The following is a 13887-nucleotide window of genomic DNA, read 5'->3' on the forward strand; positions in this document are numbered from 1 at the left end:
GTCCTCGCGCAGGGCCGCGCCTGGCATGCGTGCCCGCAGTGCGACGTCCGGCGTCAGAAAGACGCTCGCTATGCCAAAAATGTCACATCACGATGCCGCTTTTCAATGCGCCGTCGCCGTTTCCACCGTTGCCACCGCCCCGGTTCCATAGCCCGCGGCCGCCACCGGCACGCCGCCGCGCAGCACCTGCACCGCGCAGTACTTGAACTCCGGGATCTTGCCCATGGGATCGAGCGCCGCATTGGTCATCAGGTTGGCTGCCGCCTCGTAGTAGGCGAAGGGCACGAACACCGCGCCGTTCGGCGTGCCGTCGTCGCGGCGCACGTGGATCGCCACCTCGCCGCGGCGCGAGCGGATCGTGACCACGTCGCCCGCCTGGAGGCCCAGGGTCTCCAGGTCGCTCTGGTTCATCGACGCCGTGGCCATCGGCTCCAGCGCATCGAGCACGGTGGCGCGGCGCGTCATGCTGCCGGTGTGCCAGTGCTCGAGCTGGCGCCCGGTGATCAGCACGAAGGGGTACTTGGCATCGGGCCGCTCGTCGGCCGGGATGATGTCGGCCGGCACCAGCTTCACGCGGCCGTCGGCGGTCGGGAAGTCGTCGATGAAGACAGTCGGCTGGCCCGGATCGTCCGCGTCCAGGCAGGGGTAGGTCACGCTGGATTCGCGCTGCAGCCGCTCCCAGGTGATGCCACTGATGGCCGCATGCATGGCCTGGCGCATCTCTTCGTAGACGGCGGCCACGCCGGACTCCTCGCCCTCGTAGTTCCAGGCCAAGCCCATGCGTTTTGCGATCTGCTGGATGATCCAGAGATCGGGCTTCGCCTCGCCGGGCGGGTTGAGCGCCTTCTTGCCAAGCTGCACCATGCGATCGGTGTTGCTCACGGTGCCGGTCTTCTCGGGCCAGGCAGTGGCCGGCAGCACCACGTCGGCCAGCCACGCGGTCTCGGTCATGAAGATGTCCTGCACCACCAGGTGTTCCAGGCTCGCGAGCGCATGGCGCGCATGGTTGAGGTCCGGGTCGCTCATCGCGGGGTTCTCGCCCATGATGTACATGCCGCGGATCTTGTGCGGATCGCTGTCCGGCGCCAGCGCCTTGTGCATGATCTCGACCACCGTGTAGCCCGGCTTCTCGTCGAGCGGCATGCCCCAGAAGTTCTCGAACCAAGCGTGCACGCCCGGGTTGTCGACGCGCTGGTAGTTGGGGAACATCATCGGGATCAGCCCCGCATCGCTCGCGCCCTGCACGTTGTTCTGCCCGCGCAGCGGATGCAGGCCCGAGCCGGGCTTGCCGATCTGGCCGGTGACCGTGACCAGCGCGATCAGGCAGCGCGCGTTGTCGGTGCCGTGCACGTGCTGGCTGATGCCCATGCCCCACAACACCATCGCGCCCTTGGCCTTGGCGAAGGCCCGCGCCACTTCGCGCAGCGTCTCGGCCGGAATGCCGCAGATCGGCGCCATCGCCTCGGGGCTGTAGCCCTTGACGTTCTCGCGCAGCGCCTCGAAGTTGCTGGCGCGGTCGCGCACGAAGGCCTCGTCGACCAGGCCCTCGTCGATCACCGCGTGGATCAGCGCATTGAGCATCGCGACGTCGGTGTCGGCCTTGAACTGCAGCGTGCGCCAGGCGTGTCGGCCGATGTCGGTGACGCGCGGGTCGGCCAGCACGATCTTCGCGCCGCGCTTGGCGGCGTTCTTCATCCAGGTGGCGGCCACCGGATGGTTGGCGGTCGGGTTGGAGCCGATGATGAAGATCAGGTCCGCATGCTCCACGTCGTTGACCTGGTTGCTCACCGCGCCCGAACCCACGCCTTCGAGCAGCGCCGCCACGCTGGAGGCATGGCACAGCCGCGTGCAATGGTCGACGTTGTTGCTGCCGAAGCCGGTGCGCACCAGCTTCTGGAACAGGTAGGCCTCTTCGTTGCTGCCCTTGGCCGAGCCGAAGCCGGCCAGCGCCTTCTTGCCGTGCGTGTCGCGCAGGCTCTTGAGCTTGCCCGCGGTGAGCGCGAGCGCCTCTTCCCAGCTGGCCTCGCGGAAGGCGTCGTGCCAGTCGCCGGGCCGCGGTGCGTCGTTGAAGTCCTTGGGCACGCCGGGCTTGCGGATCAGCGGCTTGGTCAGGCGCTGCGGATGGTGCGCATAGTCGAAGCCGAAGCGGCCCTTGACGCAGAGTCGGCTGTGGTTGGCCGGGCCGTCGCGGCCGTCGACGCTGACGATCTTCTCGTCCTTGACGTTGTAGGTGATCAGGCAACCCACGCCGCAGAAGGGGCAGACCGAATCGACCTTGCGGTCGACCTGCTGCGAGCCGATCTGGCTCTTGGGCATCAAGGCGCCGGTCGGGCAGGCCTGCACGCATTCGCCGCAGGCCACGCAGGTGCTGTCGCCCATCGGGTCGTCGAGGTCGAACACGATCTTCGAATCCCCGCCGCGCATCGCGTAGCCGATCACGTCGTTGACCTGCTCCTCGCGGCAGGCACGCACGCAGCGGTTGCACTGGATGCAGGCGTCGAGGTTGACGGCCATCGCGGGGTGCGAGACATCGGCCTTCGGTTGCTCGCGGCGCAGGGCCTTGAGCTCGGGGCGGACGGAGATTCCGAGGCGTTCGGCCCATTCGCTGAGCTCGCCGTGCTGGCCGACGGGGAAGCCCCCACCCTCCCCCAGAGGGGAAGGGAGCAACTCCGGACTCGCCCCCTCCCCCTTTGGGGGAGGGTTGGGGTGGGGGCTCGCAGCCTTCGCCGCCGCCTCGTCGTTCCACTTGTACCCGCGGTCCGGCATATCGGACAAGAGCATCTCGACCACCATCTTCTGGCTCTTCAGCGCCCGCTCGCTGCGGGCCTGCACCTCCATGCCCGCCGTCGCATTGCGGCAGCAGCTCGGCGCGAGCGTGCGCTCGCCCTTCACCTCGACCACGCAGGCGCGGCAGTTGCCGTCGGGGCGCAGGCCCTCCTTGTAGCAAAGGTGCGGGATATCGACGCCGTGGCGCTGCGCGGCCTGAAGAATGGTTTCGCCTTCGAAGGCCTGGACGGCGCGGCCGTCGAGCTTGAACTCGATGGTCTGCGGAATCACTTCGGCAAGTCGTGTGGGAGCGTTCACGCGATCTCCTCGGGGAAGTACTTCTGGATGCAGCGGATCGGATTGGGCGCGGCCTGCCCCAGCCCGCAGATCGATGCATCTCCCATGACCTGCGCGAGGTCTTCCAGCGTGGCGTTGTCCCACACCGGCGCCTGCATCAGCGCCGCCGCCTTGGCGGTGCCGACGCGGCAGGGCGTGCACTGGCCGCAGCTCTCGTGTTCGAAGAAGCGCATCATGTTCAGCGCCGCATCGCGCGCGCGATCGTGCTGGCTCAGCACCATCACGGCGGCCGAGCCGATGAAGCAGCCGTAAGGCTGCAGCGTGTCGAAATCCAGCGGGATGTCGTTCATGCGCGCCGGCAGGATGCCGCCCGAGGCGCCGCCGGGCAGATAGCCGTAAAGCGTGTGGCCGTGCAGCATGCCACCGCAGTATTCGTCGATCAGCTCCTGCACCGTGATGCCCGCCGGTGCGAGCTTGACGCCGGGGTTCTTGACGCGCCCGCTCACGCTGAAGCTGCGCAGCCCCTTGCGCCCGTGGCGGCCGAAGCCGCTGAACCACTGCGGGCCTTTCTCGACGATGTCGCGCACCCAGTAGAGCGTCTCGAAGTTGTGCTCCAGCGTCGGCCGGCCGAACAGGCCGACCTGCGCGATGTAGGGCGGGCGCATGCGCGGCTCACCACGCTTGCCTTCGATGCTCTCGATCATCGCGGACTCCTCGCCGCAGATGTAGGCGCCGGCGCCGCGCCGCAGCTCGATGCGCGGCAGCGTGCAGGGCGGGTCGGCCTTGAGCTTGGCCAGCTCGGCCTCGAGCAGCCGGCGGCAGTCGTGGTATTCGTCGCGCAGGTAGATGTAGCAGGCCTCGGTGCCCACGACCTGCGCGGCCACCAGCAGCCCTTCGAGGAAGCGATGCGGATCGCGCTCGAGGTAGGTACGGTCCTTGAAGGTACCGGGCTCGCCCTCGTCGATGTTCACCGCCATGAGTTTCGGCGCCGGCTGCTCGCGCACGATGCGCCACTTGCGCCCGGCCGGAAAGCCCGCGCCGCCGAGGCCGCGCAGGCCCGAGTCTTCCATCGCGCGGAGCACGGCCTCGGCGTCCTCTTCGCCGTTGACCAGCGCGGCCGCGAGCGCATAGCCGCCGTTGGCGCGGTAGGTGGCGTAGTCCGTGAAGGCGGGGATCTCCGCGATCCCTTCGGGCGGCGGCGAGACGCTTTTCTCGGCCAGCGCCGCCGGCACGAAGTTGAAGGTCTCGGGCGCTGACGGCCTGGCGTCCAGCGCCTGCAGCAGCCGGTCGGTGGTCGCCAGCGGCACGGCGCGCTGGTGCACCGCCGCGGCCGGCGCCTGCTCGCAGCGGCCGATGCAGGGCGCGGAGATCACGCGCACGTCGTCGCGGCCCGCCGCGCCCAGCAGCGCAGGCAGCCGCGCGAGCAGGTCCTGTGCGCCGGCCAGCTCGCAGGCCAGGCCATCGCACACGCGGATCGTGAGCCCGGGTGCCTGCTCGTCGCCGCGCAGCACTTCGAAGTGGTGATAGAAGGTCGCAACCTCGTAGACCTCGGCCATCGGAACGTTGATGAGCGAGGCCAGCGCCACCAGGTGGCGGTCGTGCAGCCCGCCGTGCGCATCGTTGAGCAGGTGCAGCTGCTCGATCAGCAGGTCGCGCCGCCAGCCGTCATCGGGCCGCGGGCCGATGAGTGCGCGCACCTCCGCCAGCGCTTCGGTCTCGGGCTGCCGGCCCTTGAGCTTGCTCTTGCGGCGGATGCGCTCGCGCAGTTGATCGGGGGTCGCGAGCGGGATCGCCTGGACGGCGTTGTGGGTGCCTGGGTAGTTCATTGCCTCGGCCGTTGTTGCGGACTGTCCGGCCGCGCGAAGGCACGGCCTGCCCGACTGTCGCCCCGCTTGCGGTTTTCGGCAAATTGAATCCGCACATGGGGCGATTCAATAAAGAAATGATGCGGCGCACCTAAGCACCTAACTACTTAACTAGACAGAATGGCTTGAGCCGTTGAGGTGGCCCGTCTCCAGGACTACCGTGGGTTGCGCACCGTGGGTGCGCCGAGCCACAACGCTGCACCCCGAGGGGCGGACAGCGTGTCAACGAGCAAGGAGACGGGCCATGAGTCAATCTACCACCACTGCGGCCACCGTTTACGTTGGCCTAGACGTCCACAAGGACAGTATCGACATCGCCCTGGCCGAGGCCGGCCGTGACGGCGAAGTGCGCCATTTGGGCGCGGTCGCCGGCGGCGTCGGTGCCGTCACCAAGGCCCTGCGCCGCCTGGTCAGCCGGGGCCATTGCCTACATGTCGTCTACGAAGCGGGCCCCTGCGGCTTCGTGCTGCAGCGCCACCTCGCCGCACTGGGCTACCACTGCGAGGTGGTGGCGCCCTCGTCCATCCCCAAGCGCTCGGGTGATCGGGTGAAGACCGACCGCCGCGACGCCTTGATGCTGGCGCGCCTGGCACGCGCAGGTGAACTCAGTGCCGTGCGCGTGCCGGACGCCGTGGACGAGGCGCTGCGCGATCTGGTGCGCGCCCGCGAGGACGCGGTGCGGGAACAGCGCAACGCGCGCCACCGCCTGAAGGCGCTGCTGTTGCGCAGCGGCGTGGTGTACGCGGGCAAGAGCGCCTGGACGGCGGCGCATCTGCGCTGGCTGGCCAGCATGGCGCTGCCGCACGCCGCGCAGCAGATCGCCTTCCAGGAGTACCTGCACGCGGTGAGCGAGTCGGGGGCGCGCATCGCACGCCTGGAGCAGTCGCTGCGCGATGCGCTGGCGGGCTGGTCGCTGGCGCCGGTGGTGGCCGCGCTGCAGGCGCTGCGCGGTGTGCAGCTCATCGCCGCGATCACGCTGGTGGCCGAGATCCAGGACTTCCACCGCTTCGCCAACCCGCGCCTGTTGATGGCCTACCTGGGCCTGGTGCCCAGCGAGAGTTCCAGCGGCCAGCGCCGCCGACAGGGTGCCATCACCAAGGCCGGCAACTCGGCGGCGCGGCGCATGCTGGTGGAAGTGGCGCACCAGTACCGCTACCCGGCGCGGGTCAGTGCGGTCATCGCCAGGCGCCAGTCGGAGTTGCCCAAGGCCGTGACCGACATCGCCTGGACGGCGCAGTTGCGGCTGTGCGCGCGCTTCAAGCGGCTGGCCGCGCGGCGCATGCCGCACAACAAGATCGTGGTGGCCATCGCGCGCGAACTCTCGGGCTTCGTGTGGGCCATTGCGCGCGAGGTGACGCCGCCTGCCTCGACGTGAACCCGCGATGACATGGCAAGCAACGCGAAGGAGGCGCCTATCGAACAACCTCTTTGAGGCCGGATCGGGAACGCGGCGCAGCCACGGCCACAGGGGAATCCTCGGCGCGGCTATTGCGCAGCCACGCAAGTGACCAACCGCAGACCCTAGAAAGCAGGCAGCCCCGCGACGAATACATGAACTGTCGGTAGCCAATCCACGCATATCAGCATGATCAACCGTCGCTCACGCACCCGGCTCCGTCGCGTTCCCCATCCGGCATTCGCGAACGAATTCTGCAATCCGGAACCCGGAGAGATGGGCTTGCGCTCTTGACAGGATCAAGCCATATCAGCCGCGCAGTGCTCCGCTGTGCGCCGCGACTTCCTGCTGCCAGGCCGGGCTCTGGACCAGCGCCAGCGCCGCATCGAGGGCGCGCGAGGGCCGCACGGCCGTCTGCGTCATGAAGCCGATCGGCGTGCGCACCTCCGGCGCCACCAGCGGCAGCGCCTCCAGTTCGCCGTGGCTGCGCACGGCATCGACCATGCCGCCGGGCAGCACGGCGCAAACGTCCCCGGCGCTCACGCTGAGCGCCAGCGTCAGCACCGAATTGGTCTCGATGGCCGGCTTCACGGTGACGCCGGCATCGGCGAAGGCCTGGTCGACGATGGAGCGGTTGTGCATTTCCGGCGTCAGCAGGCACAGGGGCAGCCGCCCCGCTTCTGCCCAGGCGATGGGCGCGCCGAACTGCAGCGCCGGCTGGTCGGCGCTCGCCGACCGGCGCACCAGGTAATAGTGCTCGATGCTCTGCGGCCAGGCCGTGAGCTTGACCTCGCCGCTTCGCATGCGCTCGGTGTAGCCGAGGGCCAGGTCGAGCGACAGGTTTTCCAGCCCGGTTTCGAGCTCGAGCGAACTCATCGACAGCACCGTCGGCACGATGCCCGGATGGCGCGCCCGCAGCCGTCCCGCGAAGCGCGCCAGCATCGGCATCGCGGTCGGCACCGCGGCCATGCGCAGGTTGCCGCGCGGACGGTCTTCTTCGCTCTTGAGCAGCTGCTGCAACACCTCGTTCTCGTGCAGCATGCGGTGGGCCGCGGCCAGCACGGCCTCGCCCTCGTGCGTCAGCCCGGAATAGGTGCGCCCGCGCTTGACGATCACCACGCCGAACTCGGCCTCCAGCGCACGCAGCGCGTTCGACAAGGCCGGCTGCGTGATGTGGCAGGCCTGCGCGGCGCGGCCGAAGTGGCGGTGCTCGTGCAGCGCGCTGAGGTAGCGCATGGACGCGAGCAGGTTCATGAGCGCTTGATCAGGTGTTCTTGCTGACCGTGATGGTCGGGAACTTGGCCGAGAAATCCTTCGCCTTTTCGGCAATGCCGACCGCCACGCGGCGCGCCACCGACTTGTAGATGCCCGCCACCTCGCCGTCGGGATCGGCCACCACCGTCGGCTTGCCGCTGTCGGCCTGCAGGCGGATGTTGATGTCCAGCGGCAGCGCGCCGAGGTACTCCATGTTGTATTGCGCGGCCATCTTCTTGCCGCCCTCGGCGCCGAAGATGTGCTCGACGTGGCCGCAGTTCGAGCACACGTGCACCGCCATGTTCTCGACGATGCCGAGGATCGGCACGCCGACCTTCTCGAACATCTTGATGCCCTTCTTGGCGTCGAGCAGCGCGATGTCCTGCGGCGTGGTCACGATCACTGCGCCGGTCATCGGCACGCGCTGCGAGAGCGTCAGCTGGATGTCGCCGGTGCCGGGCGGCAGGTCGACGATCAGGTAGTCGAGCTCTTTCCAGTTGGTCTGGCGCAGGAGCTGCTCCAGCGCCTGGGTGGCCATCGGGCCGCGCCAGATCATGGCCTCGTCCTGGTCGACCAGGAAGCCGATCGACATCACCTGCACGCCGTGGTTTTCCAGCGGCTCCATGGTCTTGCCGTCCTCGCTCTCGGGACGGCGGTCGATGCCCAGCATCATGGGCAGGCTCGGGCCGTAGATGTCGGCATCGAGCAGGCCGACGCTGGCCCCCTCGGCCGCCAGCGCCAGCGCCAGGTTGGCCGCGGTGGTGCTCTTGCCCACGCCGCCCTTGCCCGAAGCCACGGCGATGATGTTCTTGACGTTGGGCATCAGCTGCACGCCGCGCTGCACGGCATGGCTGATGACCTTGGTCGCGATGTTGACCGACACGTTCTCCACGCCGGCCACGCCCTTGGCCGCGGCCACCAGCGCCTTGCGCATCGCCGGCATCTGGCTCTTGGCCGGGTAGCCGAGCTCGATGTCGAAGGAGACGTCGCCCTCCTGGATCTGCAGGTTTTTCAGCGCCTTGGTGCTGACGAAGTCCTTGCCCGTGTTGGGGTCGAGGACGGTCTTGAGCGCTTCGGTGAGCGCCGCCTGGGTAACTGCCATTGGTAACTCCTAATGACAGATAGTCTAGTCCGCCGCGTCGCGGCGCCTATTCAGAGCACGCGAAAGCCGTGCGTGCCGTCGGACTCCAGCTGCGCCACCAGGCCGAACTCCCAGTCGAGGTAGGCCTGCATCGCCTCGGGCGGCGCGTCGGTGCCTTCGTAGGGCCGGCGGTAGCGGCCGGTCGCAGGCGTCGCGGCCTTGGCCGGTGCCGGACCCTTGTCACGGCGCGCCGACGCGGCCTGCGGCGCCAGCACATGCACCTCCCACCCCATCTGCGCCAGCCACGAGGCCGTCATCGGCGCCCGCACGCCGTCGTCATCGGCCAGCACGATGCGCGCGCCGCGCACCGGCACGTGGTGATCGGTCTCCTGCACCAGCTGCCCGCCCGGCGCGCTCGCGAAGCCGGGCAGGTGGCCGGCCTCGTACTCCTCGGGCGTGCGCACGTCGAAGCGGTAGAGCGTGCGGCCAGGCGCTTCGAGGGTGGCGAGCGCGTGGAGATCGACCCAACGCACGCCGGCACGCCGTGCCACGTCTTTCGCCGAAGCCCGCGCCGCGGCACGGTTCGCTTCACCTGCTTCGGGCGCCCGGCGCGTGGCGCCGTGGTCGAGCACCTGCCCTGCCAGCTTCCAGCCAATCGTCCCGTTGCGCAGCGCCGCCACCGGATTGGGGATGCCCGCATTCACCAGCGACTGGGTGCCGATGATGCTGCGCGTGCGGCCCGCGCAGTTGACGATCACGCGCGTGGCCGGATCGGGGGCGAGCTCGCGCACGCGCAGCACGAGTTCGGCGCCGGGCACGCTGGTCGCGGTGGGGATGCTCATGGTCTGGTATTCGTCGAAGCGGCGCGCGTCCAGCACCACCACGTCGGCCTTGGCATCGATCAGCGCCTTCACCTCCTCGGCCGCGAGCGAGGGCGTATGGCGCTCATGCTCGACCAGTTCGCCGAAGGCCTTGCTCGGCACGTTGACGTCGCGGAACAGCTCGCCGCCGGCTTGGCGCCAACCCTCGAGTCCGCCTTCAAGCAAATGCACGCGCGTGTAGCCGAGCGCTTGCAGTCGCTCGTCCGCGAGCGGCGCGAGGTCGATGCCCTCGTGCTCGCCATAGACCACGATCAGCGTGTCGCGGCGCGGAATGCGGCGCCAGGCATCGAGCTCGATGCGCGACAGCGGCAGGTTCGCGGCCCACAGCGGATGGGCCTGTGCGAAGGGGTCTTCCTCGCGCACGTCGAGCAAGGCGATCTCGTCGCCCGCAAGCAGGTGGGCGCGCACGGCGACAAAGGACAGCGTGGCAGTCATGGATGGTGAAGTTCGGCGGATCGGTCCCAGAGATTGGGCAGTTGCGTATTCGAGTAGCCGGAGACGAAGGGCTTGCGCCCGCCGCCCGCAGGGTAAGTATGGCGCCGCACCGCACCGATGTTGGCGCCGTAGACATGGATGCTGATCGACACGCGGTCGTCGTAGGCGTTGTGCACGCGGTGCACGTCGCCGATGCGAGGCGACACGGCCTCCACGTCGCCCGGCGCAAGCCACGAGGGCTCGCCCTCGGGGCGCAGCTCGCCATGTCGCTCGCGGTAGGCCTGGCTGTACTCGGCCCCGCGCAGCATGCCGATCAGCCCCCACACCGTGTGGTCGTGCACCGGCGTGGCCTGGCCCGGGCCCCAGACGAAGCTGACGACCGAGAAGCGCTCGGTCGAGTCGGCATGCAGCAGGAACTGCTGGTAGCGCTCGGGGTGCGGCCGGGCATAGGCATCGGGCAGCCAGTCGTCGCGCGCCACCAGCCGGCGCAGCAGCGCACCGCCCTCCTCCAGGATGCGCGGTTCGCCGGGATGCGTATCGAGCAGGCGGCCGAAATCGACCACGAACTCGCGCAGCGGCGCCAGCGCGCTCACGCTGCCGGCTTCCAGACCCGCGTGTCGGTGATGGCCCGCACGTCCACGCGCAGCGGCAGGATGCCGTCGCGCGCCGAGCGGTCGGCCACGGCCTGCAGCGCGACGATGTCGGCCTCGCTGACGGGCCGGCCCGTCACGGCCGCGCGCGCGGTGATGGTGCGCGAGGTCTCCAGCGGCAGCCGCGTGAGTTCCGCATAGACCTTGGCATAGGCCTCGGCGTTGGCCTTGGCCCATTCGCCGGCGCGGCCCAGCCGCTGCAGGAAATCGGCGATGGCCGCGCGCTTGGCGGCGTCGGCCAGCGCCGACTCGCTCGCGGTGATGAAGGCCAGCGCGGTGTTGATGCCGCGGCCGTCGCGCAGGATGCGCCCGCCCTGCTGCAGCGCGATCGCGTAGTAGGGATCGAAGATGGCCCAGGCGTCGATCTGGCGCGAGGCGAAGGCGGCCGCCGCATCGGTCGGCAGCACGAAGCGCAGGTTGGCCTCCTCGCGCTTCACGCCCGCCTCTTCGAGTGCGCCGTAGAGCTGGTACTGCGAGATGCTGCCGCGCGCGGACGACACCACCACGCTCTGGCCGCGCAGGTCGGCCACGCGGCGCAGCGGCGAGTCGGGCTGCACCACGATCCCCAGCGCCTCGGGCTTGCCGACGCGCGTGGCGACGATCTTGAGCGGCGTCCTGCCCACAGCCGCGGCGAGCACCGGCAGGTCGCCCGCGACCGCCGTGTCGACGGCCGCGCTGCGCTGGGCTTCGAACAGCGGCGCGGCGCCCTGGAAGTTGGCCCAGCGGTACTGGAAGGGTGCGCCTTCGAGTGCACGCGAAGCTTCGAACAAGGCACGCAGGCCGCCGGCCTGGTCGCCGAGCACCAGGGTCGTGGGCGCGCTGCCTTGCGCCAGCGCGCTCAGCGGGCCGGCCAGCGAGAGTGCGACGCCCTGCTTGAGCAAGTGACGGCGCGAGCTCATGAACGCACTCCCAGCGCCGCCTTGCCCGCGCCCACCAGGATCGCATCGTTCTGCGGCGTATGGATGCGGCTGCACAGCACGTCGCGGTAGTGGCGCTCCAGCGGGTTCTGCCGCGCCAGGCCGTGGTTGCCGGTGAGCTGCAGCGCCAGCTCGACGGCGCGGATGGCGTTGTTCGTGACCGTGTACTTCAAGAGGCCGCTGTCGGTGGCGGCCGGCGCATGGCCGGCGTCGACCTCGGCCGTGGCCTGATCAAGCAGCACGCGGTTGCTGCGCAGCAGGGCCTCGATCTCGCCCACGTGTTCCTGCACGCGCGGCAGGCTGGCGAGCGAGGCGCCCAGCGAGCTCGGCGCGCGCCGGTTCAGGAAGCCGACGAGCCAGTCGCGCGCGGCACGCGCCGCGGCGTCGTAGAGCGTGCCCAAGAGCACCACCATCCAGGCGTGCTGCGTGGCATGAGCGTCGATGTCGGTCTGGCTGCCGGCATCGGGCGCCCACTCGGCCGGCGCGCGCAGATCGACCGCGTGATCGAGCGGGATCGCGACCTCCTCGAACAGCACCTCGTGGCTGCCCGAGGCGCGCAGGCCCAGGTGGTCCCAGCTGGCCACCACGCGAATGCCGGGCGCGCCGCGCGGCACCAGGAAGAAGCCGGTGCGCGGCGCCGCCTCGTCGTCGGTGCGGGCCCAGACGGCGAGCCACGTCAGCCCCTCGATGCCGGTGGTGTAGAGCTTGTGGCCGTTGATCTTCCACTGGGCGCCTTCGCGCCGCGCCGTGGTGGCGGGCAGGCCGCCGCGTGCCGGCGACCCGAGTACAGGCTCCACGCGCAAGGCATTGATCAGCGCGCCCTCACGCACCGCATCGCGCAGCACGCGCTCGCGCAGGCGGGCCGGCCAGCGGCTGTCGGTGCGGCCGATCGCATGCTGCTGCAGCCAGCTCATGGTGAGGATCAGCGCGGTCGCGGGCTCGCCCCAGGCCACGGCCGCGAGCACGCGGCGCGCCGCCGCCAGCGAGGCGCCGCCGCCGCCATGCGCCTGCGGCGCGACCAGGCCGATCAGCCCCTGCGCCTGCAACTCGGCGAAGTTCTCGCGCGGGAAGGCGCCGCTCCTATCGTGGTCGGCCGCGGTCTCGGCAAACAGGGCGGACAGGCGGGCCAGCAGCGCGGCGTCCGTTGCGGGGTCGGCCGGCAGGCGGCGCAGGACTTGAGAACTCATGGTGCGGCACCTTAAAGGCCGCGCCGCGTGCGGGGAACGACGAATCCCGCATATCCAAACTCGCATTTCTGCGTTCTCTTCGGCCGCGGCGCGCATTACGGTCACGCCTCCCCAAGGTCCACGAGAAGAGCGCTTTCCATGACATCCATCCTTTCTGCCTGGTCGCGCCGGCAATGGCTGCAAGCCGCCGGCACGGCCGCGGCCTTCGGCGCCGCCGGCCCGTGGGCACAGGCCGCCGCGCCCACCGATCTCTCCGGCCTCACGCTGCGCATCGGCACCTACAAGGGCCTGTGGCGCCCGCTGCTCGAGGCATCGGGCCAGGGCAAGACACCCTACAGGATCGACTGGCGCGAACTCAACAACGGCGTGCTCCACATCGAGGCCATCCAGGGCGATGCGCTGGATCTGGGCTCGGGCAGCGAGATCCCGGCCACCTTCGCGGCGCGCCAGAAGGCCAAGGTGCGCTTCGTCGCCGTGATCCATGAAGACCTGAACAACCAGGCGACGCTGGCGCGCAAGGACGCACCGATCAAGACCATCGCCGACTTCAAGGGCAAGCGCGTCGGCTACGTGCGCGCCACCACCGCGCACTACTACCTGAGCAAACAGCTGGCCGAGGTCGGGCTCAGCTTCAACGACATCCAGCCCATCAACCTGAGTCCGGCGGACGGCCTCTCGGCCTTCGCGCGCGGCGACCTCGATGCCTGGGCCATCTACGGCTACAACGGGCAGCTGGCCCGCACCCAGTACGGCGCGCGCACCATCAAGACCGGCAAGGGCTATCTCTCGGGCAACTTCCCGGTCTATGCCAATCCGCGCGCGGTGGACGAGCCGCTGCGCCATGCCGCCATCACCGACTTCCTGCTGCGGCTGCAGCGCGCCTACGCCTGGGCCAACGGCAACTACCTCGAGTACGCGAAGGCGCAGTCGGCAGAGACGCGGGTGCCGGTGGGCGACCTGATCGAGCTCTTCAACGGCCGCAGCAACGACTACGCGCTGGGCCCGGTCACCAGCGCCGCGGTGCGCAGCCACCAGGAGGTGGCCGACACCTTCCAGAAGCTCGGCGTGCTCGACGGCCCGGCCGAGGTGGCGCCGCTGTGGGACCGCAGCTTCGGCGCCGCCCTCTCGCGCAACAACAACCCGGCCTGACCACTTTTT

General features: G+C 69.7%; 10 protein-coding genes. 2 read left to right on the plus strand and 8 right to left on the minus strand.

What is annotated here, in order from left to right; translation table 11 throughout:
* Nucleotides 1-102 precede the first annotated feature (102 nt).
* Nucleotides 103-3084, minus strand: a complete 2982-nt coding sequence (gene fdhF / locus ACSQ86_RS22180; protein WP_436305081.1) for a formate dehydrogenase subunit alpha — start codon at nucleotides 3082-3084, stop codon at nucleotides 103-105.
* A complete protein-coding gene (locus ACSQ86_RS22185) occupies nucleotides 3081-4889 on the minus strand; it encodes an NADH-ubiquinone oxidoreductase-F iron-sulfur binding region domain-containing protein (protein ID WP_436309601.1) in 1809 nt (602 codons plus the stop codon). Before ACSQ86_RS22185 ends, fdhF begins: the two co-directional genes overlap by 4 nt.
* Nucleotides 4890-5172: 283 nt before the next feature.
* On the opposite strand from ACSQ86_RS22185, the gene ACSQ86_RS22190 reads away from it, so the two are divergent.
* On the plus strand, nucleotides 5173-6303 hold the full coding sequence (locus ACSQ86_RS22190; RefSeq protein WP_436305038.1) for an IS110 family transposase: 1131 nt from the start codon (nucleotides 5173-5175) through the stop codon (nucleotides 6301-6303).
* Between the two features lie 330 nt (nucleotides 6304-6633).
* Here ACSQ86_RS22190 and ACSQ86_RS22195 read toward each other — a convergent pair whose 3' ends face one another.
* The 6 genes from ACSQ86_RS22195 to ACSQ86_RS22220 are packed head-to-tail and all read right to left on the minus strand — an operon-like array spanning nucleotide 6634 to nucleotide 12729.
* Nucleotides 6634-7578 carry a LysR family transcriptional regulator gene (locus tag ACSQ86_RS22195; RefSeq protein WP_436305083.1) on the minus strand — a complete coding sequence of 315 codons (945 nt, stop codon included), beginning with the start codon at nucleotides 7576-7578 and terminating at the stop codon, nucleotides 6634-6636.
* 10 nt (nucleotides 7579-7588) lie between these two features.
* Nucleotides 7589-8680 (minus strand): iron-sulfur cluster carrier protein ApbC, encoded by a 1092-nt coding sequence (gene apbC, locus ACSQ86_RS22200; protein WP_436305084.1) that lies wholly within the window; start codon nucleotides 8678-8680, stop codon nucleotides 7589-7591.
* A 50-nt stretch (nucleotides 8681-8730) separates the two neighbouring features.
* Nucleotides 8731-9975, minus strand: a complete 1245-nt coding sequence (locus ACSQ86_RS22205) for a rhodanese-like domain-containing protein (protein ID WP_436305085.1) — start codon at nucleotides 9973-9975, stop codon at nucleotides 8731-8733.
* A complete protein-coding gene (locus tag ACSQ86_RS22210) occupies nucleotides 9972-10568 on the minus strand; it encodes a cysteine dioxygenase (RefSeq protein WP_436305086.1) in 597 nt (198 codons plus the stop codon). The genes ACSQ86_RS22205 and ACSQ86_RS22210 overlap by 4 nt, the downstream gene beginning before the upstream one ends.
* Nucleotides 10565-11524 (minus strand): ABC transporter substrate-binding protein, encoded by a 960-nt coding sequence (locus ACSQ86_RS22215; protein WP_436305087.1) that lies wholly within the window; start codon nucleotides 11522-11524, stop codon nucleotides 10565-10567. Before ACSQ86_RS22215 ends, ACSQ86_RS22210 begins: the two co-directional genes overlap by 4 nt.
* Nucleotides 11521-12729, minus strand: a complete 1209-nt coding sequence (locus tag ACSQ86_RS22220) for an acyl-CoA dehydrogenase family protein (RefSeq protein WP_436305088.1) — start codon at nucleotides 12727-12729, stop codon at nucleotides 11521-11523. Before ACSQ86_RS22220 ends, ACSQ86_RS22215 begins: the two co-directional genes overlap by 4 nt.
* Before the next feature lie 138 nt (nucleotides 12730-12867).
* Between ACSQ86_RS22220 and ACSQ86_RS22225 the strand changes: the two genes are divergently transcribed.
* On the plus strand, nucleotides 12868-13878 hold the full coding sequence (locus ACSQ86_RS22225; protein WP_436305089.1) for an ABC transporter substrate-binding protein: 1011 nt from the start codon (nucleotides 12868-12870) through the stop codon (nucleotides 13876-13878).
* Nucleotides 13879-13887 lie beyond the last annotated feature (9 nt).

It is taken from the genome of Variovorax sp. LjRoot130 (genome assembly GCF_964253755.1).
Taxonomy (GTDB): domain Bacteria; phylum Pseudomonadota; class Gammaproteobacteria; order Burkholderiales; family Burkholderiaceae_C; genus Variovorax.

Bases quoted from the DNA above. Each gene is read 5' to 3' on its own strand.
- apbC (WP_436305084.1), bottom strand. From the start codon at position 8,680: ATGGCAGTTACCCAGGCGGCGCTCACCGAAGCGCTCAAGACCGTCCTC.
- ACSQ86_RS22205 (WP_436305085.1), bottom strand. From the start codon at position 9,975: ATGACTGCCACGCTGTCCTTTGTCGCCGTGCGCGCCCACCTGCTTGCG.
- ACSQ86_RS22220 (WP_436305088.1), bottom strand. From the start codon at position 12,729: ATGAGTTCTCAAGTCCTGCGCCGCCTGCCGGCCGACCCCGCAACGGAC.
- ACSQ86_RS22190 (WP_436305038.1), top strand. From the start codon at position 5,173: ATGAGTCAATCTACCACCACTGCGGCCACCGTTTACGTTGGCCTAGAC.
- ACSQ86_RS22185 (WP_436309601.1), bottom strand. From the start codon at position 4,889: ATGAACTACCCAGGCACCCACAACGCCGTCCAGGCGATCCCGCTCGCG.
- ACSQ86_RS22215 (WP_436305087.1), bottom strand. From the start codon at position 11,524: ATGAGCTCGCGCCGTCACTTGCTCAAGCAGGGCGTCGCACTCTCGCTG.
- ACSQ86_RS22225 (WP_436305089.1), top strand. From the start codon at position 12,868: ATGACATCCATCCTTTCTGCCTGGTCGCGCCGGCAATGGCTGCAAGCC.
- ACSQ86_RS22195 (WP_436305083.1), bottom strand. From the start codon at position 7,578: ATGAACCTGCTCGCGTCCATGCGCTACCTCAGCGCGCTGCACGAGCAC.